The following is a 19282-nucleotide window of genomic DNA, read 5'->3' as shown; positions in this document are numbered from 1 at the left end:
CTCCCTGGGCGTCCGCCCTGTGCTCCCTGGGCGTCCGCCCTGTGCTCCGTGGGCGTCCGCCTTGTGCCGTCTGGGCGTCCGCCTCATGTTGTCCGGGCGTCCGCCTCGTGCTGTCCGGGGTGCCGTCACCCAACGCGGCACCAGCCGCCGAATAGGCCCTGAGCTGGGGTGTCAGCTACCGCTTCCGGCTCGGCGCGCACCCGTCGGCGGTTCGACGGCAGGGCGTGAAATCACGTAGTCGCCGTGCTCCAGGTCTTCGAGCAGTGTCGGGTGGGTGGGCGACCAGCCGAGCAGCTCCTGGGTGTAGGAGCTGGAGACGGGCCCGTCGAAGCCGTAGGCGGTGGCCATGAACGGGCTGACGAAGTGCGTGGCGGCCTCGTCTGGGGTCAGCGAGACCGTGGGCAGATCCAGGCCCCGGGCGATCGTCTCTGCGATGCTCTTCAGGGTGACGCCGCTCTCGGCTACTCCGTGTAGCACGCTGCCCGCAGGCGCCTTCTCCACTGCCAGGCGGAACAGGACCGCCGCGTCGAGCCGGTGCACCGCGGGCCACCGGTTGGTGCCGTCTCCGATATACGCCGAGACGCCGGTCTTTCGCGCGGTGGCGATGAGCATGGGAATGAAACCGTGGTCTTCGGGACCGTGGACGGTAGGAGCGAGGCGGACCACGATCGCGCGCACTCCCCGGGTGGCGAAGCTCAGACACGCTCGCTCACCCGCGATGCGGAAGGCGGCGATCCCGGCCGTGTCGGGCTCGTCCTTCTCGGTGGCCTCCCGGCCCGCGGGCATGACCAGGGTGCCCGAGGTGACGACGAGCGGCTTGCCCGAGTGTTCCAACGGCCGGCCGAGCGCCTCGATCGCGGTCCGGTCGCGCCTCATCATGTCGTCGAGGTCGGAGAAGTCGCCGCCGTAGGCCATGTGCAGGACGCCGTCGGCGGCTTCGGCGCCGCTGCGCAGACTGTCGAGGTCGTCCAGGGAGCCGCGGTGTGGTGTGGCCCCCAGTGACTCCAGCCGGGCGGCGGCGGCATCCGAGCGCGCGAGACCGGTGACGGTGTGACCGGCCGCGATGAGTTCGGCGACGACCGCGGGGCCGGTCTGGCCGGAACCACCGGTGACGAAGACATGCATGTGACACTCTCCCGCGTTACGTCAGTGACTGGCACTATGTAGTGCCAGTCACTGACCTTAGGTAGCGCCAGTCAATGGCGTCAAGTAGCGCCAGTCACTGACATATGCGTATCCTCGGAGGGTGCCACGAAGCGGAGCGGAAGCGCGCCGCCGCCTTCAGCAGGCGGCCCTGGAGCTGTATCGGGAACGCGGGTTCGACCAGACCACCACGGCCGAGATCGCCGCCCGGGCCGGCGTCAACGAACGCACGTTCTTCCGGCACTTCCCGGACAAGCGCGAGGTGCTCTTCGACGGCGAATCCGACCTGCGCGCCGCTCTGACGCAGGCGGTAGCCGAAGCGCCCGAGGGTCTCCAGCCGCTCGAAATACTGCTCTGCGCCTTCCGGAAGGTCGAACGGATCCTTGAGGACAACCGCCCGTTCGCCGAACCACGACTACACGTCATCGCGGCGACACCGGCACTCCGTGAACGCGACCTGGCCAAGGCCGCGTCGATCGCCGAAGCCGTGACGGAGGCGCTGCGGCGGCGCGGTGTCACCGACCGGCTGGCCGGCCTGGCTGCTCAGACCGGGTGGGCCGCCTTTCACCAAGCGGTCCACGCCTGGATCGACGACCCCTCACAGAGCTTGGACGCACATCTCCTCCAAGCCTTCGACGACCTGCGCGCCCTCTCCGTGACCGCCCTGCCGGCACAGGCGCGGCCTGAAGGCTGATACCACTCCATCCAAGGCCATCGACCCCGCGAGCAAAGCGACCGCCGCGCACTTACAGGTGCGCGGCGGTCTCGTCGTTTGCGCGGCCGTGTCAGGCGGAGGCGCGGATCACCAGGTGGGTGTCGAGGATGACGACCGGCTGCTCCAGCGGCTCGCCGTTGATCCGGGCGATCAGGAGCTGGACCATCTGCCGGCCCATCGCCTCGGTCGGCTGGTGCACGCTCGTGAGCTGCGGATCGGTGTGCAGCGCCACCTTGGAGTCCTCGAAACCGATCAGCGCGACGTCGTTCGGCACGACCAGGCCCTGCTCCTTCAGCACCCGCAGGGCGCCGACCGCCATCGGGTCGGAGGCCGTGAACACGGCGTCCAGGTCGGGGTGGCGGGCGAGCAGGTCGCGCATGCCCGCCTCCCCGCTCTCCTCGGAGAAGTCGCCGTACGCGACGCGCTCGGTCATACCGGTGGCCAGCAGCGCGTCGCGATAGCCGGCGAGACGGTCGACGCCCACGCCCATGTCCTGCGGACCGGCGATGGTGGCGATCTTGGTCCGGCCCTTGGAGAGCAGATACTTGACCGCCTGCCGGGCGCCGGCCCGGTTGTCCATGTCGACGAAGCTGTACGGGTTGAGCCCGACCGGGCGGCCACCGAGCACGGTCGGCACGCCCATCTCCTCCAGCCGTCCCGGCAGCGGGTCGGCGCCGTGCACCGAGGTGAGCAGCACGCCGTCGACGTGCTGCCCGGTCAGGTAGTGCTCCAGCCGGTCGTGCTCGGCACGGTTCTGCGCCATCGTGAGGATGAGCTGGAGGCCGGTCTCCGACAGCGCGGAACCGATGCCGCGGATCAGCCCGGCGAAGTACGGCTCGTCGAAGACGCGCTGCTCCGACTCCGACACCACCAGCGCGATGGTGTCGGTCCGATTGGTCACGAGGGTGCGCGCCGCCCGGTTGGGCACGTAGCCGAGCTCTTGGATCGCCAGTAACACCGCGTCGCGGGCCCGGTCGCTCACCTTGGGCGAGCCGTTGATGACCCGCGACACGGTGCCGCGGCCGACCCCGGCGCGTGCGGCGACCGCTTCCAGAGTCGGCCGGCCTCCGGAACGGCGGTCCCCGTTCATCTATACTGCCCCCTTATCGTGTCTGCGCTTATTGTGCCCGACCCAGCAGGCCGCCGTGTCTGATGGTGTCGGCATACCACAAAGCGCTCGATTTCATGGTCCTCGCCTGGGTCTCGTAGTCCACGTAGACGAGACCGAAGCGCTTGCCGTAGCCCCAGGCCCACTCGAAGTTGTCCATCAGGGACCAGGCGAAGTAGCCCTGGAGCGGGATGCCCGACTCGATGGCCGCGTGGCAGATCCGCAGGTGGGCCTCGATGTAGGCCACCCGGTCGGGGTCGTGCACGGCGCCGTCCTCGCCGATCACGTCGTCGTAGGCCGCGCCGTTCTCCGAGATGTAGAGGGGGATCCGCGGGTACTCGTCGGCGATCCGCCGCAGCATCTCGTACAGGCCGCTGTCGTCGACCTCCCAGCCCATGGAGGTGACCGGGCGGCCGCCGTTGACGAAGCCCACGTGCTCGCTGCCGATCCACGGCGACCCGGAGTCCGTCGGCGCGGCGGCCGCGGACGCGGCGCCGCCGGGCGCGCCGGAGACGGTGAAGCGGCTGTAGTAGTTGATCAGCAGCATGTCGAGCGGGGCGGCGATCGTGGCCAGGTCGCCGTCCTGGATGAACTCCATGTCGGACAGGTGGCTCAGGTCGGCCAGCACGTCCTCGGGGTAGGAGCCCTTGAGCAGCGCGTCCAGGAAGAAGCGGTTCTGCAGGCCGTCGATGCGGCGGGCGGCGTCCTGGTCGGCCTCGCTGCCGGTGGCGGGCGTGACCGGGTAGACGTTGACGCACCCGCCGATCAGCGAGTCGGGGTTCTGCGCGCGCATCGCCTGGACGGCCAGGCCGTGCGCGAGGTTGAGGTGGTGCGCGGCGCGCAGCGCGGCGGCCGGCTCGCGCCGGCCGGGGGCGTGCTCGCCGGAGGCGTAGCCGAGGAACGCGGCGCACCAGGGCTCGTTGACCGTGCTCCAGTTCCTGACCCGGTCGCCGAGCTCGGCGTGCACGGTCGCGGCGAAGTCGGCGAAGCGCTTCGACGTGTCGCGCGACGGCCACCCGCCGGCGTCTTCGAGCGCCTGCGGGAGGTCCCAGTGGTACAGCGTCAGCCACGGGTCGATGCCGTAGCTGAGCAGCTCGTCGACGAGCCTCTTGTAGAAGTCGAGGCCCTTGGCGCTGTACGCGCCGGAGCCGTCGGGCTGGATCCGCGGCCAGGAGACGGAGAACCGGTAGGCGGTGAGGCCGAGGTCCGCCATGAGCTTGACGTCCTCGCGATACCGGTTGTAGTGGTCGATCGCGGTCTCGGCGGTGTCACCGCCCACGATCCGCCCGTCCTGGCTGCAGAAGGTGTCCCAGATGGAGCGGCCCCGCCCGTCCGCGGTGAGCGCGCCCTCGATCTGGTAGGCGGAGGTGGCGGCGCCCCAGACGAACCCGGTGGGGAACATCAGGCCGGCCGTCTCCGCTTCGGGTCGTGTGCCTTGCGTTGTCACGCCTTGACCGCACCTTCCATGAGTCCGCCGATGATCTGTCGGCCGAACGCGATGAAAACGACGATGAGCGGGAGAATCGACATGAGCGTGCCGCTGAAGATCAGCACGTAGTCCGTCCCGTACTTCGCGTTGAGCGAGTTGATGGCGACCTGGACCGTGGGGTTGTCCGGCGTCAGCACGATCAACGGCCACATGAAGTCGTTCCAGATCAGCATGAACGTGTTGATGCCCAGCACCGCCATGCCCGGCCGTACGGCGGGCAGGATGACGTTCCACCAGACCCTCAGGGTGGAGGCGCCGTCGACGCGGGCGGCCTCGACCAGCTCGTTGGGCACGGCCTGCTGGGTGTACTGCGTCATGAGGAAGACGCCGAAACCGTTGAGCAGGAAGGGCAGGATCACCGCCTTGATCGAGCCGACCCACTCGAGGCTGACCATGAGCCGGTAGAGGGGGACGATGCCCATCTGCTGCAGCGGGACCATCATGGTCAGCAGCACCAGCAGCAGCAGGATCTTGCCGCCCTTGAAGTTCAGCCGGGCGAACGCGAAGCCGGCGAACGTCGAGATCACCACCACCGAGACCGTCACCGTGGCGGCGATGATCAGCGAGTTGGTCAGACCGGTCAGGTAGTGCGCGTCGGGGTTGGACAGCACGCGCTGGACGTTCTCCCCGAGCTTGCCGCCCGGCAGGAACGGCGGCGGCATGTCGGTCGCCTCGGTGTTGGTGCGCGAAGCGATCACGATCATGTAGTACAGCGGGAACGCCGAGATGATGATCGTGACCGCGAGGACGAGCCTCGTCATCGGCGTGGCGGTCCAGAGGCCGGCGGCACCTCCCGGCGCCTTGGCGCGGCGCCGCCGCGTGGTGGCTGGCGCGGAGAGCGTGGTCACTTGTTGCCCCCGATCCGGCGGATGAGCAGGAAGTTGATGGCCGATCCGATGAGGATGAGCAGGAACAGCAGCCAGGCGGCCGCGGAGGCGTAGCCGTAGTCGAACTCGCGGATGCCCTGCTCGAAGATGAACATCGAGACGGTCTGGAACTGGCTGTTGGTGCCGCCGTGGACGTTGCCGTTGTAGAACGTCGTCGGCTCGGAGAACAGCGTGAGGCCGCCGATGGTGGAGTTCAGCACCACGAAGATCATCGTGGGCCGGAGCATCGGGACCGTGATCTGCCAGAACTGGCGCCGCCGGGACGCGCCGTCGATCGAGGCCGCCTCGTAGAGGTCCTTGGGGATCGTCTGCATGCCGGCCAGGAAGATGATCGCGTTGTAGCCGGTCCAGCGCCAGTCGATCATGGTCGCGATGGCGAGCCAGGAGGGGAGGCGCTCGGCCTTCCAGTCGATGGGGTCGGCCCCGAACCAGCCGAGAACCCAGTTGACCACGCCCCAGTCACGGCCGTACAGCTGGGTGAAGACGACCGCCACCGCGACGACCGAGGTGACGAGGGGGAGCAGGACGCCCAGCCGGACGAACAGCTGTGCCTTCATCCGCTTGTTGAGCGCGTTGGCCAGCAGCAGGGCCAGCAGGATCTGCGGGACGGTCGCGATGACGAACATCGCGAGCGTGTTGACGACCGCCCTCCAGAAAGCGGAGTCGTCGAGCAGTGCGGTGAAGTTGCCGAGGCCCGTCCACTCGACCGTGCCGGTGAGGTCGTAGTCGAAGAACGAGTAGTAGAGGGTGAAGCCGAGCGGGAAGAGCCCGAAGACCAGGAAGAGCAGGTAGTAAGGAGAGACCAGGAGGTACGGCGCGGCCTTGAGGTCCAGCCAGGTGAGGAAGGACCGGCCCGGTCTCGGCCGGACGTGCCTCCGGCTGGGCGGCATCGGTGCCCGGGTGGGTTGCCCGGCGTCGACGTGCAGGCTCATAAGTTACCTTTCGGGTGAAAGCAGGCGACCGGCCCGCCGGCGGGGTGCCGCTGCGGCGGGCCGGTGCTCACCTGGCGGGCGTGATCAGCCCGCGGCCTTCACGGCGTCGTCGACGAGCTTCTTCCAGCCGTTCGCGTACGGCACGGAGCCGTCGTCGATGGCGGAGACGACCGACTCGATGGCGTTCTTGACCTGGGCGTGCTTGACGCCGAGGAAGATCGGCTGGAGCGAGGAGGCCGACTTGGCGAAGATCTCACCGACGGGGGCGTCGTTGAAGTACTCGTTCTTCGCGCCCTGGACGGCCGGGTCCTGCTGCGCCTGGACGTTGCTCGGCATGTTGCCGGCGTAGTTGAAGACGCTGACCTCGGCGTCCTTGCCGGTCAGGTAGTCGAGGACCTGCGCCGCCTCCTTGGGGTGCTTCGACTGCTTCGGCACGGCGAGCCAGGAGCCGCCCCAGTTGCCGCCGCCGCCGGGCACCGCCGCGACGTCCCACTTGCCCTTGAAGTCCGGTCCGGCGCCGCCGTCGCCGCTCACCGCGCCGAGCATCCACGACGGGCAGCCGAGGGTGGCGAACTGCGACTTCTTCATGCCGGTGTTCCACTCGGGCGTGAAGTTGCGCAGCTTGGCCGTGAGGCCCTCCTGGCTGATCTTCTGGGCGAAGTCGTACGCCGTCTTGACCGCCGGGTTCTTGTCGACGATCAGGTTGTTGTCCTTGTCGAAGTAGGTGACGTTGCCGTTCTTGGCACCCTCCTGCACCAGGACCACGTTGTAGAGCGTGTTGGTGCCGTCGACGAACTTCGTGTCCTTGATCTTGTCCTGGAACTTGTGGGCGACCTTGATGAAGTCGTCCCAGGTCGGCCAGAGCTTGCTGACCTCCTCGCGGTCGGCGGGCAGACCGGCCTTCTCGAACAGGTCACGGCGGTAGCACAGGCTCATGCCGCCGACGTCGGTGCCGAGGCCGAACAGCTTGCCGTCGGCGGTGATGCCGTTCTCCCACTTCCAGGCGGCGAAGTCGCTCTTGCGGTTCTGCAGGCCGAACTCGCCGAGGTCGGCCCACCACTCGGGGTGCGCCTTGGCGAGGCCCATGCCGCCCTCGTCGATGCCGACGACGTCGCCGGCGCCGGCGCCGGACTGCAGCCACTGGATCATCTGCGGCCAGTAGACCTGCTCGAACTGGTCGGTCAGGTTGTCATACTTGATCTGGATGTCCTTGTGCTCGGCGTTCCACTTGTCGACGGCCTCCTTGTAGCCGAAGTTCTTGCCGCCGCCGAACGTCTGGAGCGTGATGGTGACGGGGCCGGCCGCCGCCGCGGACGACCCGCCGGACGCGGTGTCCGAGCCCTTGTCGTCGGACTGGCAGGCGGTGGCGCCGAGAGCCAGCGCCGCCACCGCGGCGACCGCGAGCAGCCTGCCGCGGCGCGAGTTTGCAATCATTCCGGACCCCTCTCAGGTGGTATCCCGAATCGTTCGTGGGAGGTGCATCCCAGGCCGGTCCCCGATCTCTCGGCCCGCGATCGAAGGTTGTGCTCGGTACTCCCGCACCGTGTGCTTCGCACTTTTTGGGAGCGCTCCCACGAAGGGTCCTCTATGAGCAACGCGGGCGTCAATATGCCGAAACCTAACTGTTACTCCCTGGGTGGTTAGAGCCGGTCAACGGGACATACTAGGACATAGCACGCTTGGGAGCGCTCCCATATCCATATGGGCAGAAATGAATAGGGCACGCCCCCAACCTGCCGGGGCGCGCACCCTTATCCGCTCCGTCACCTCACCCGTCAGCCGCCGGGGGCCGTGCCCAGGGACACTCCGCCCTCAAGCGAGACCCCCGTGCCTGAGATCACTGTGCCGGCGGCGTCCGCCAGTCGGCAGACCGGTCCGGAGCAGGCCCGCAGCAGCGCCAGCCGGGCCGAGAGCGCGGCCCTCAGGCCCGGATCGGCCGTCGCCGCGATGTTGTGCAGTTCCGCCGGGTCGTCCCGCAGGTCGTAGAGCTGCCGCTCCCCGGTCTCGTACTCCACGTACGCGTATCGCCCGGTCCGCACCATCGCGTACGTGGGCGGCGAGCTCGGCGAGTAGGAGGGGTGGTAGAACTCCGCGAGGACGGCGTCGCGCCAGGGGACGTCGCGCCCGCGCAGGAGCGGGACGAGCGAGCGGCCCTCGGCCGTGGGCGGCACCGTGGCCCCGCCCAGCTCGGCGAACGTGGGCGCGAGGTCGACCGTCGACGTGAGCGCGTCGATCACGCCCCCGGCCGGCACGCCCGGCCCGCGCACCACCATCGGCACCCGGATGTCCTCCTCGAAGGGCGTCGTCTTGCCCGGCCGCAGCCGATGCTGGCCGAGGTGGAAGCCGTTGTCGGAGGTGAAGAAGATGTAGGTGTCGTCGAGCCGGCCCGCCCGGCTCAGCGCGTCCACCAGGGCGCCCACCATGTCGTCCACCCCGAGCATGGCGCGCAGCCGGTCGCGGTGGACGCGGTCGATCCGGCGCGTGTCCGCGGCCGACAGCGGCGTGCGCTCGCTGAGCCAGCGGGGCTCGGCGGACAGGTCGGCCTGGTCGAACGACGCGGTCCGCGGCGCCCGCTCGCCGGCGAAGGCGGCCGCGTGGCGCGGCGCGTAGTGTGCGGGCAGGTGCGGCGCGACCGGGGCGAGGTAGAGGAAGAACGGAGCGTCTCCTCCGGCGGAATCGGTCGCGAACCTGGCGGCCTTGGCGCTCAGCACGTCCTCCAGGTAGTCCTCGGGGGCGTCGCCGTACCGCCGGATCACGCCGTTCTCGTTGAGCGTGTAGCCGTACTCCTGGTAGAGGCGGGTGACGGGGACGTGCCACTCGTCCCAGCCGGGCGGCACGTACGTGCGCGGCGCGCCCTCCGGGTAGTTGTTGAGATATTTGCCCATGAGTGCGGTGCGGTAGCCCGCATCGTGCATCCACGTCCCGAGCGTGGAGGCCTCCAGCGGCCGGAACTTCGGGAACCCGCCGGTCGGCGACCGGTTGCTCTCCACCTGGTGGCTGTGCATGTACTGCGAGCGGAGGATGGACGAGCGGGAGGGGCAGCACCAGGGATTGGTGACGAAGAAGCGGGACAGCGTGGTGCCCTGGCGGACCAGGAGGTTGGTGATGTTGGGGAACCGGCTCAGATCCGCCGCGTCAAGGTCGTCGGTGAGGATCAGCACGATGTTGGGCCGATGAGCCGCGGGGGCGGGCTCGGCGCGGGAGGCGCCGGTGAGCCCGAGGCACAGCAGGAGCGCCGCGGCGAGCCCGGCCCACAGCTTTCTCGATCGTCGTGGTTGGGGCACGGCAGCAATCATTGCCATGCGTTCGCCAGGGGAAACGTGCGCAGCGTGACCGCGTGACCGCGCCGCGTCCGTTATGCGGGAGGCTATGGTGAATCCTGCCGCCACGGACGCGGACCCGGCGGCCACGGCACAGCACGAACCGGAAGCCGTCCCCGGCCGTCGCCCGGATCAGCACGTCCGGCCGCTCGACGAGGGGGTCTCCTTCAGCCCTCGGCAGCGGTGATTCGCGTGACCTCCGCGGCGGTCACGCCCGCGCCGGGTTCCAGTACACGGGCCGCCGATATCAGCAGCAGCGCGACGGCGACGGCCCCCGGGTCCGGAACGCCGACGCTGCGGTCGCCGACGTAGCTGGCCCTTCCCCGGCGGGCGCGAAGCGAGGAGGTGGCCCGCGCGCCGTCGGCGGCCGCGCGTGCGGCGCCGCTGAACGTGCCCTCCGCGGCGAACCCTTCGATGGCGGGGACGAGGGCGTCGACGAGGGTCCGATCGCCGGGTTCCGCCTCGCCGACACGCTGGATCGCGGCCAGGCCCGCGACGAGCCCCTCCCGCCAGGCGGCCACGGGATCAGGCAGGCGCCGCCCGGCCCGCGCGAGCTCCGCGAACATGAGGCCGAACAGCGGACCGCTGGTGCCGCCGACCTCGTCGAGGAACACGGACGCCGCCACGGCGAGCGCCGGGTCCTCGACCGCCGCATGGGACTCCTGCGTCTCTTGAGACGGGGCGTCCAGCCGGTCGACGACCCGCCGCAGGCCGTCACGCAGGTTGTCGCCGAAGTCGCCGTCTCCGGCCCGCCGGTCCATGAGAGTGAGGTCCGCGTGAGCGTCCTCAACGACGCGGTGGTATTCACGGATCACTGGTTCCATGCCTGTGGCGGTCATCGGGAGAGCACCTCGTCGTGGTTCGGAAAGGCAGGGGTGACCGAGGGCGCCCGCCACAGGTCCAGCCAGCCGGGCGCGAGCCGCGTCAAGGTGAGCGAGAACCCCCTCATGTCGAGCGCGGCGACGTACGTCCCCACCAGTGAAGCAGCAAGGCGTACGCCGTTGTCGGCCAGGATCCGCGACACATGGCCGAAGATCGAATACAGCTCCAGGGCGGTCGCCGACCCGAGCCCGTTCACGACCAGCAGGACCTCGGAGCCGCCGGTCGGCATGGCGGTCAGCAGGTCGGTCACCATGCGTTCGAGGAGCCGGGAAAGCGCTGGCCGGGCGATGCTTGTGGCGGCTCGTTCCCCATGGATCCCGACGCCGTACTCCAGTTGTCCGGGATCGAGCTCGAAGGCGGGTTCCCCCGCCCGCAGGGTGGTGTACGAGCGGGAGGCGACCGCCAGGCTGCGGGACGCGGCGCCGACGCGGGTGCCGAGCTCGGCCAGTTCGCCCAGGCAGAGCCCGGCGTCGGCGGCGGCGCCCAGGATCTTCTCCACCACCACGGTGGCCGCTGTGCCCCGGCGCCCGGTCGCGGTGTCGTCCCTGTCGGTCGCGAGGTCGTCGTCGACCAGTACGCGGCGTACGGCGACGCCGTCCTGGCGCAGTCTCTCGGCGGCGATGCCGAAGTTGATCCGGTCTCCGGTGTAGTTCTTCACGATGTGCAGGACGCCCTCAGGGCCGGCGACCGCCCGGCTCGCCTCGTAGACCTGCCGGTTGTGCGGTGAGGCGAAGACCTGGCCGGGTGCGACCGCGTCCAGCATGCCCCGCCCCAGGAACCCCGCGTGGAGTGGTTCGTGGCCGGAGCCTCCGCCGGACACCAGACCGACGCGCCGGCCGGGATGCCGTTGCCGGGCGACGAGGTGAAGCGGGTCGTCCCGCATCTCGATCAGGTGACCGTGGGCCTCGGCGAACCCGGCGCAGGCGGCCTGGACCAGGTCTCGTTCGTCAGAAACGAAGGCGGCGGTCATCGGTGTGCCATCTCCTGAGCGTCGGCGGACGTGGGGTGGGCGGCCTCGCCGGAGCGAAGCCGCGAAGCGCTGACGCCGGAGATGACGGCGATGGCGACGCCGTAGAGGGCGACGTAGCTCCAATGACCCCCGGCGGCCACGAGCAGCGAGGTGCCGATGAGCGGAGCGAGGCCTCCGCCGAGCGTCGCGCCGAACTGCTGGGTGGCGGACAGGCCGGTGTAGCGCACCCGCACCGGGTAGAGGTTGGCGAACAGCGCGGCCTGCGAGCCGTACATGGCCCCGTGCCCGATGCCCAGCCCGAGCGTCATCGCGAGCGTCGTGAGGAAGAAGTCGCCCGTGGAGACGAGCAGGAAGAACGGGGCGGCGAGCACCACCTGGAACAGCGCTCCGCCGACGTAGACCTTGCGGCGCCCGATGCGGTCGGAGAGGGCACCGAAGATCGGGAGCGTGAGGCATTCGACGACGCAGGCGATGAGCACGGCCATCAGGATGGGCGTGCGCGGCAGGTCCAGGTGGGTGGTCGCGTACGCGACCGCGACCACGTAGTAGACGTTGTAGAGCCCGCTCTCGGCGATCTTGGCAAGGATCGACAGCACGACCTTCCCGCCGTAGCCGGTCAGGAGCTCCGTGATCGGCAGACGCTGCGTCTCACGGTCGTCGCGCATCGCGAGGAACTCGGGACTCTCGCTCACCCGCAGGCGGATGTACACGCCGACGGCGATGAGGAGCACGCTGAGCAGGAAGGGCACGCGCCATGCCCACCCGTCGTAGGCGCCCTCCGGCAGTACGGTGGTGAGGAGGGTGACCAGTCCGACGGGCAGGAGAACTCCGGCAGGGGTGCCGATGTGGACCAGCGACGTGTAGAAGCCCTGCCGTCCCCGCGGGCTGTACTCCAGCGCCATCAGCACGCCGCCGCCGTATTCGCCGCCCATGCCCAGGCCCTGGATCAGTCGGATCAGCACCAGCAGGATCGGCGCGGCCACCCCGATGCTCGCGTAGGAGGGGATCAGGCCGATCGCGAACGTGCCGAGGCCCATCATCAGCATGGTGGTGATGAGGACGTTCTTGCGTCCGAGCCGGTCGCCGAAATGCCCGAAGATCAGCCCGCCCAGTGGTCGCGCGATGTAGCCGACGAAGAAGGTGGCGAACGACGCGAGCGTGCCGACCAGCGGGGTGCTCTCCGGGAAGAAGACCTTGTTGAAGACCAGCGCCGCGGTCGTGGAGTAGAGGGTGAAGTCGTAGTACTCGACGGTCGTGCCCAGCGCGCTCGCGGTGACGACTCGTTGAAGGGGTGTTCTGCCGAGAGGGGCGCCGCCCGCCGTGGCCGGGGTTGTCATGAGTGTTTCTCCTTGGCTCAGGTCAAGGTGAGGTTCTGGTAACGTAATGCATCAGATATTAGATGTACAGATCCCCTAGGAGGGCCGATGGCCAAGCTCGACCTGCACGGCATGATCTCGACCGTCGTGACGCCGTTCGACGAGCGTGATCAGGTGGACCTGGACCTGCTCCGAGCGGAGGTCAAGTACCTGCTCGACGCCGGCGTGACCGCGATCTGCGCGTGCGGCAGCACGGGCGAGGGGCAGACCCTCTCGGTGGAGGAGAGCCGGCTCATCTGCGAGACCGTCGTGGGCGAGGTGGCGGGCCGCGTCCCGGTGATCGGCGGGGTGATCCAGAACTCCACCGCGCAGGCGATCCGGTACTCGCTGGCTCTCAAGGAAGCCGGAGTCGACGCGCTGCAGATCACGCCGGTGCATTACGTGTTCAAGCCCTCGGCCGAGGAGACGGTCGCCTACTACCGCGAGATCGGCGAGGCCGTGGACCTCCCGATCGTGCTGTACAACGTCGTGCCGTGGGCGCTCGTGCCGGTGGACACGATCGAGAAGCTCGCCGTCGTGCCGCACCTCGTCGCCGTGAAGCAGAGCGGCGGGGACATGCACCTGCTGGCCGACCTGCTCCACCGGGTCCGTGACCGGTTCACCATCCTGGCGGCCCTGGACGACCTCCACTACGCGGCCTTCGTCCTCGGCGCACACGGGGCGCTCGCGGCGATCCCGACGGTGACGCCGCGGCTGAGCGTGGAGCTGTGGGACGCCGTCCAGGCCGGCGACCACGCCCTGGCGCTCGAGCTGCACGAGAGAATCCTGACCGTGTGGCGGGCGATCGACGGGCCCAACCTCCCGGCGACGATCAAGGCGGCACTCGAGCTGCAGGGCCGGAACGGCGGCCGCCCGCGCAGGCCCTTCTCGCCGGCCACCCAGCAGGAGCGGGAGCGCATCCGGGCCGCTCTCGCCGCGGCTAACCTGATCGATTAGACATCACGCTGCACCGATGGAGGAGGCCGTGTTGGCCGTGCCCATGTCGAGCCCGTCGAGGCCAAGCCTCAAGGTGGAGTCCATCGCCGACCAGCTTTACCGTTTCCTGTGCGACCGCATCACCAGCGGCCACTATCGCCCCGGTCAGAGGCTCGACCCCGGAGCGATAGCCGCCGAGTTCGACGTCTCGCGCACACCGGTGCGCGACGCGCTCGTCCGGCTGGAGCACGACAACCTGATCGAGACGCGACCCCGGTCAGGCACCTTCGTGGCCCGGCCGGACGTCAACGACGTGCACGAGGTGTGCCAGGTGCGCAAAGGCATCGAGTGGCTCGCCACGGGCATCGCCGCCGTGAAGATGTCCGACGCGCAGATCGCGGATCTGCGGGCGGAGGTCGTCGAGGCCCAGGAACAGGCCGAGAAGGGCTCGTACGAGCCGTTCTTCGCCAGCGACACCCGGCTGCACAGGGAGATCGTCGCCGCTACCGGCAACCAGCGTCTCATCGCCATCCGCGCCTCCGTCGATCCGTTCGTGCAGTGGCTGCGTGTCCTCGGCGCGACCGGCACCCACCGCACGGCCGGCTCCACGGCCCGCCACCTTCAGATCCTCGACGCCATGGCGTCTCGCGACGTCGCCGCCGCCCAGCAGGCGGCGGCCGTCCATCTCGACGAGGTCGCGGCGTGGACCGCCGCGGACATGGAGTCGCACGTCATCGAGACCTGAGCCGCATGCACTATCGGAATGGAGTTGCCCTGTCTCACAGAAGCGGGTCCCACGAAGCCGGGTCCCACGAAGCCGGGTCCCACGACACCAGCCCCCAGGTCCTGACCTCCGTTCTCGCCGCGAGCGCCGCGAGCGCCCGCCCCTTCGCCCGGACGACCCCCGAGGAGCGGTCTCGCATGCTCCACGCGGTCGCGGCGGCACTCGACGCCCATGCGGAGGAACTGGTGCCGCTGGCGGAGGCCGAAACGCATCTGCCCGAACCCCGGCTGCGGGGTGAGCTGAAGCGCACCAGCTTCCAGGCCCGCCTGATGGGCGACCGGCTGCGCCAGGGGTTGCTGGCCGACGTGCGGATCGACCACGCCGATCCCGGCTGGCCCATGGGTCCACGTCCGGACATCCGCCGCACGACGGTTCCGCTCGGGCCGGTGCTGGTGTTCGCGGCCAGCAATTTCCCCTTCGCCTTCAGCGTCGCCGGAGGCGACAGCGTCAGTGCCTTGGCCGCGGGCTGCCCCGTGGTGGTCAAGGCGCACCCTGGGCACCCGCGACTGTCGCGGCGCACGGCCGAGGTGGTGGCCGCCGCGCTGGGGGAGACCGGAGCGCCCGAGGGGGTCTTCGCCCTGATCGAGGGCGTGGCGGCGGGGGTCGCCGCCGTGCAGGACCCGAGAGTTCGCGCCGTGGCCTTCACCGGCTCACTTCGCGGTGGCCGCCATCTCTTCGACCTGGCATGCGCCCGCGACGAGCCGATCCCGTTCTACGGCGAACTCGGGAGCACCAATCCCGTAGTGATCACGCCCTCGGCCTGGCGGAGCCGGGCGGAGGAGGTGGCGCGAGGGCTCGCAGCCTCATTCACGCTCGGATCGGGACAGTTCTGCACCAAGCCGGGCATCGTGCTCGTACCCGACGCCTCGGCGCTGGTCGCGGCGCTGCCGCCGGTGCACAGCGGGCCGATGCTGACTCCGGGGCTCACCGACGGGTTCCGTAAATCGCTCGACGAGCTGTCGGCCACCCCTGGTGTCGAGGTGGCCCTGGTCGGCGAACCTCTCGAAGAGGGGGTCCCCGCCCCTGTGGTCCTGCGCACGACCGCGGCCACCGTGCTGGCCGACCCACGGATCCTTGAACTGGAGTGCTTCGGGCCGTCGACTCTGCTCGTGGAGTACGTGCGGGAGGACGAGGTGTACGAGGTCGTCGGGGCGCTGCGCGGGCAACTGACGGCCACCGTGCAGGCCGGGCCGGACGACGACGAGCTGGCGCTGGCACTGGTGCCCCTGCTCGCCGAGCACGCGGGCCGCGTGCTGTGGAACGACTGGCCGACCGGTGTCACCGTCAGCGACGCCCAGCAGCACGGCGGACCCTACCCGGCCTCGACCGCTCCGGCCACGACCTCGGTGGGAACCGGGGCCGTCGCGCGCTTCCTGCGGCCCGTCGCATTCCAGAACCTCCCGGACGCCGCCCTGCCCGCGGAACTCCGGGACGGCGCTTCCGGCCCGCGCCTGGTCGACGGGCACCTGAAGACGCCGCGCTGAGGCGCCTCCCGCCGCCCGGCGGGCCCCGCCGCCTCGACCGCGGAACGCGGTCGAGGCGCGGCGCCGGCCGTCAGCCGAAGGTGGCGGGGTCGGGGCCGAGACGGCGGCCCTCGTCGAGACCGTTGATCGTGGCCATGTCCTCCGGGCTCAGCGCGAAGTCGAAGACCTCGATGTTCTCCTTGATGCGCGACGGCGTCACCGACTTCGGGATCACCACGTTGCCGAGCTGGATGTGCCAGCGCAGCACCACCTGCGCGGCCGTCTTGCCGTACTTCGCGCCGATCTCGGCCAGGACGGGCAGGTCGAGCAGGCCCTTGCCCTGACCGAGGGGGCTCCACGCCTCGGTGGCGATGCCGCGCTCCGCGTGGAAGCCGCGCAGCTCCCGCTGGGCGAGTTGCGGGTGCAGCTCGATCTGGTTCAGCGCGGGGATCACACCGGCCTCGGCGAGCAGGCGCTCCAACGTGCTCACGGTGAAGTTGGACACGCCGATCGCCCGCACGCGCCCGTCGGCGTACAGCTTCTCCAAGGCCTTCCACGTCTCGACGTACCTGTCCTGCCTGGGGGCCGGCCAGTGGATCAGGTACAGGTCGAGGGTCTCCAGGCCGAGCCGCCGCATGCTGGCGTCGAAGGCGCGCAGCGCCTCGTCGTAGCCGTGCTGGTCGTTCCAGAGCTTGGTGGTGACGAACAGCTCGTCGCGGGGGATGCCCGAGGCGCGCAGGGCGCGGCCGACGCCCTCCTCGTTGTGGTAAAGCCTCGCGGTGTCGATGCTGCGGTAGCCGTACTCCAGGGCCGTCGCCACGGCCTTCTCGGCTTCGTCGTCGGCCACCTGCCACACACCGAAGCCGAGCTGGGGCATCCGGACGTTGTTGTTCAAAGTGATGACGTTCATGCCTCTCATGCTGCCGTAATGCCCCGAGAAGATCCCTTCGGGGTCTGTTCACCGCGTGTTCCCGCCGTCGTCGTGTCGGGCGGCTAAGGTGAGCGCGTCGTGAACGTTTCTTTACGGGGCGTGGAGAACGAGGGACGGCGCCACGCCGCCGAGCAGGGGCAGGCCGTCGCGTGGGTGGAGTCCCCTCTGCAGCTGCTGTGCGTCGTCGAGGCGCACCACGCGGGGCTCCTCGGGTCCGGCACCACGGTGGTGCCGAGGGCCGGGTTGCCCGCGCTGCGGCTGACCCGCCGCGAGCTCGAGCGGCTCGGGCTGCCCGAGGGGCTCAAGTTCGCCGAGCCGGCCGAGCGGGTGCCCCGGCCGGGCCGCGTGTGGGCGGTGGGCGACGCCTTCTCCGGGCGCGTCCAGCTCGCCCTCGTCACGGCCCTTCCCGGCCGTACGGTGCTGGTGGACGACGGGCTGGCCACGATCCGCCTGCTCGAGCTGCTGGTCGCGCGGCGCCCGCTGCTGCGCGCCCGCGGAACCCCGGGCCTGCGCCGCAAGGTGCTCGCCGCGGCCGCCGGGTTCCGCCTGCGCACCCGCAGGCCCACGGTGTTCACCGCGCTTCCGGTGCCCGCCGGCCTCGCCGAGGCGGTGGAGGGCACGGGCGCGCGACTCGTCCGGCACGACTTCGCCTGGCTGCGCGCCCAGCCCGCCGACCGGCCGCCGCCGGAGCGCACGGTCGTGCTCGGCACCTCGCTCGTACGCAACGGGCTCATCCACCGCGACCGCTACCTGCGCTGGCTGGAGCGGATCGACGAGCCCGTCGCGTACTTCCCCCACCGGCGTGAGGACCCCGGGGACCTCGACCGGGTGCGCAGGATCGCCGGGCTGACCGTCTACGACGCGGGAGCGCCCGCCGAGATGACGCTGCGCGACCTGCGGCCGGACCAGCGGGTGCTGAGCCTGCCGTCCACCGCGGTGACCTCGCTGCGCGTCCTGCTGTCGGCCCGCGGGGTGCCGGTGGAGACCGTGGACGTGCCGGAGGACTGGTGGACGGCCTCGGCCGCCCCGTCGCTGCGCTCCCACCTCCAGCTCTTCGCGCATGAACCCCATCAGCCCCACACGCACGATCCCGGAAAGGTCGCTCCTTGACCCGTCTGCTCGCCGTGGCCGACTCCGACTCGTATCTCAAGTGGGCCGCGGGCCTGCTCGACGCGACTCCGGAGGACTGGGTCACGGATCTGGCCGTCGTCCGCACTCCCATCACTCCCTCGGCGGCGCAGATCGCCGCCGCGGTGAGCGGCACCCGCGCGCACGGCGACGCTCTTCCCCCGGTGCTGCCGGCCCGGCAGCTGCGCCGGGCGGCCGAGAAGTTCCGGCCCGACGCCGTGCTGCTGGCCTGCACCGGGCCGGTGGTGGACGCGCTTGCGGCGGAGACGCTGGCCGGGCTGCGGCCCCGGCCGGTGCTGGTGTCGGGGCTGCCCGGCATCTCGGTGCCCGCGACGGAGAAGGCCTGGCTGTTCCGCAGCGGCTGCGACCTGTTCGTGGTGCACAGCGGCCGGGAGGTCGCGGAGTTCTCCGAGATCGGCGCGCGGCTCGGCGGGGGCGGGGCGGTGGCGCTGGCCCGCCTGCCCTACCTGGACCTCCTGCCCCCCGAACCGGGCGCGTACGACGCCGGGGGCGTACGCGACCGCGTCGTGTTCGCCACCCAGGCCAAGGTGCCGCGCCGCAGGGAGGAGCGGGAGCGGATCCTGCTCGCCCTGGCCGAGCTCGGGCGGGCCCGGCCCGACCTGGACGTGGTGGTCAAGCTGCGGGCCCGCGACGACGAGCGGCAGACGCACAACGAACGACACCACTACGAGCGGCTGTGGACCGAGATGGAGTCCGAGGGCCGGGTGCCCGCGGGCGCCGTGCGCTTCGCCGCCGGCCCGATGCACGAGCACCTGAGCCGCGCCGCCGGGTTCGTCACGGTCAGCTCGACGGCCGCGCTCGAGGCGATCGCCGGGAACGTGCCGCTGCTCGTGCTGTCCGACTTCGGGGTCAGCGCGGAGATGATCAACCTGGTGTTCGAGGGCAGCGGCTGCCTGGGCACGCTCGACGACCTGGCCAAGGCGGACTTCCGGGTCCCTGTGGAGGAGTGGTGCCGGGCCAACTACTTCCACGACTCCTCGGCCAGCGACTGGACCGGCCGCGTCGCCGCGCTGGTCGCCGCGGCCCGCGCGGGGACGCTGGAGCCCGCGCGCTCGCTCCTCGACGGTCCCGAGCACGCCGCCGCCCGCCGCCGCGCCCGGCTGCGCCTGGAGGTGCCGCCCAAGGTCCTGCGGTACGGCTACCGCGCCAAGCGCCGGATGCGCCGCTACCTCAAGGCGTTCTGACGCGCCGGTCGCGTCGACGCCCCGCGAGCGCGGT

Annotated in this window: 17 protein-coding genes; 6 read left to right on the top strand and 11 right to left on the bottom strand. The window is 70.5% G+C overall.

The window, feature by feature from the left end; translation table 11 throughout:
- Positions 1–171 precede the first annotated feature (171 nt).
- The gene (locus IL992_RS18170) at positions 172–1125 is read right to left on the bottom strand and encodes an SDR family oxidoreductase (RefSeq protein ID WP_193204545.1); all 954 of its coding nucleotides are present in this window, start codon (positions 1123–1125) and stop codon (positions 172–174) included.
- Positions 1126–1246: 121 nt separating this feature from the next.
- Here IL992_RS18170 and IL992_RS18165 point away from each other — a divergent pair, with 121 nt between their 5' ends.
- Complete coding sequence (locus IL992_RS18165; RefSeq protein WP_193204544.1) at positions 1247–1837, top strand: TetR family transcriptional regulator; 591 nt, start codon at positions 1247–1249, stop codon at positions 1835–1837.
- A 91-nt stretch (positions 1838–1928) separates the two neighbouring features.
- Here IL992_RS18165 and IL992_RS18160 read toward each other — a convergent pair whose 3' ends face one another.
- From IL992_RS18160 to IL992_RS18120, 9 genes are all read right to left on the bottom strand, one after another.
- Positions 1929–2948, bottom strand: a complete 1020-nt coding sequence (locus IL992_RS18160; RefSeq protein WP_193204543.1) for a LacI family DNA-binding transcriptional regulator — start codon at positions 2946–2948, stop codon at positions 1929–1931.
- A gap of 28 nt (positions 2949–2976) precedes the next feature.
- Positions 2977–4368, bottom strand: a complete 1392-nt coding sequence (locus IL992_RS18155; protein WP_193204738.1) for a GH1 family beta-glucosidase — start codon at positions 4366–4368, stop codon at positions 2977–2979.
- A gap of 41 nt (positions 4369–4409) precedes the next feature.
- Positions 4410–5216: a carbohydrate ABC transporter permease gene (locus IL992_RS18150; protein ID WP_193204542.1), complete on the bottom strand. Its 807-nt coding sequence runs from the start codon at positions 5214–5216 to the stop codon at positions 4410–4412.
- An 83-nt stretch (positions 5217–5299) separates the two neighbouring features.
- Positions 5300–6274, bottom strand: coding sequence for a carbohydrate ABC transporter permease (locus IL992_RS18145; RefSeq protein ID WP_193204541.1), 975 nt, complete (start codon positions 6272–6274; stop codon positions 5300–5302).
- 84 nt (positions 6275–6358) lie between these two features.
- Entirely contained in the window at positions 6359–7708 is a 1350-nt protein-coding gene (locus tag IL992_RS18140; protein WP_193204540.1) for an ABC transporter substrate-binding protein, read from the bottom strand.
- A gap of 341 nt (positions 7709–8049) precedes the next feature.
- The gene (locus IL992_RS18135) at positions 8050–9558 is read right to left on the bottom strand and encodes a sulfatase family protein (RefSeq protein WP_319018637.1); all 1509 of its coding nucleotides are present in this window, start codon (positions 9556–9558) and stop codon (positions 8050–8052) included.
- Between the two features lie 203 nt (positions 9559–9761).
- The gene (locus tag IL992_RS18130) at positions 9762–10418 is read right to left on the bottom strand and encodes a DAK2 domain-containing protein (protein WP_226873296.1); all 657 of its coding nucleotides are present in this window, start codon (positions 10416–10418) and stop codon (positions 9762–9764) included.
- Between the two features lie 11 nt (positions 10419–10429).
- Positions 10430–11446 carry a dihydroxyacetone kinase subunit DhaK gene (locus IL992_RS18125; RefSeq protein WP_193204538.1) on the bottom strand — a complete coding sequence of 339 codons (1017 nt, stop codon included), beginning with the start codon at positions 11444–11446 and terminating at the stop codon, positions 10430–10432.
- The gene (locus IL992_RS18120) at positions 11443–12783 is read right to left on the bottom strand and encodes an MFS transporter (RefSeq protein WP_193204537.1); all 1341 of its coding nucleotides are present in this window, start codon (positions 12781–12783) and stop codon (positions 11443–11445) included. The genes IL992_RS18125 and IL992_RS18120 overlap by 4 nt, the downstream gene beginning before the upstream one ends.
- Before the next feature lie 87 nt (positions 12784–12870).
- Here IL992_RS18120 and IL992_RS18115 point away from each other — a divergent pair, with 87 nt between their 5' ends.
- Genes IL992_RS18115 through IL992_RS18105 form a run of 3 tightly spaced genes read left to right on the top strand, consistent with a single transcriptional unit; the run spans position 12871 to position 16005 of the window.
- Positions 12871–13758, top strand: a complete 888-nt coding sequence (locus IL992_RS18115; protein WP_193204536.1) for a dihydrodipicolinate synthase family protein — start codon at positions 12871–12873, stop codon at positions 13756–13758.
- Between the two features lie 16 nt (positions 13759–13774).
- Positions 13775–14482, top strand: a complete 708-nt coding sequence (locus tag IL992_RS18110) for a GntR family transcriptional regulator (RefSeq protein WP_226873295.1) — start codon at positions 13775–13777, stop codon at positions 14480–14482.
- 5 nt (positions 14483–14487) lie between these two features.
- The gene (locus tag IL992_RS18105; RefSeq protein WP_193204535.1) at positions 14488–16005 is read left to right on the top strand and encodes an aldehyde dehydrogenase (NADP(+)); all 1518 of its coding nucleotides are present in this window, start codon (positions 14488–14490) and stop codon (positions 16003–16005) included.
- Between the two features lie 70 nt (positions 16006–16075).
- On the opposite strand, the gene IL992_RS18100 is transcribed toward IL992_RS18105, so the two are convergent.
- Entirely contained in the window at positions 16076–16894 is an 819-nt protein-coding gene (locus IL992_RS18100; RefSeq protein ID WP_193204534.1) for an aldo/keto reductase, read from the bottom strand.
- Between the two features lie 99 nt (positions 16895–16993).
- On the opposite strand from IL992_RS18100, the gene IL992_RS18095 reads away from it, so the two are divergent.
- Together IL992_RS18095 and IL992_RS18090 are read left to right on the top strand one after the other, a co-directional pair.
- Positions 16994–18025: a hypothetical protein gene (locus tag IL992_RS18095; protein WP_193204533.1), complete on the top strand. Its 1032-nt coding sequence runs from the start codon at positions 16994–16996 to the stop codon at positions 18023–18025.
- Positions 18022–19248 carry a DUF6716 putative glycosyltransferase gene (locus tag IL992_RS18090; RefSeq protein ID WP_193204532.1) on the top strand — a complete coding sequence of 409 codons (1227 nt, stop codon included), beginning with the start codon at positions 18022–18024 and terminating at the stop codon, positions 19246–19248. Before IL992_RS18095 ends, IL992_RS18090 begins: the two co-directional genes overlap by 4 nt.
- The last annotated feature ends 34 nt before the right edge of the window (positions 19249–19282 follow it).

The organism is Microbispora sitophila (assembly GCF_014892245.1).
Taxonomy (GTDB): domain Bacteria; phylum Actinomycetota; class Actinomycetes; order Streptosporangiales; family Streptosporangiaceae; genus Microbispora; species Microbispora siamensis.
The sequence above is the reverse complement of the archived record's forward strand: the minus strand, read 5'-3'. Positions and strand labels throughout refer to the sequence as shown.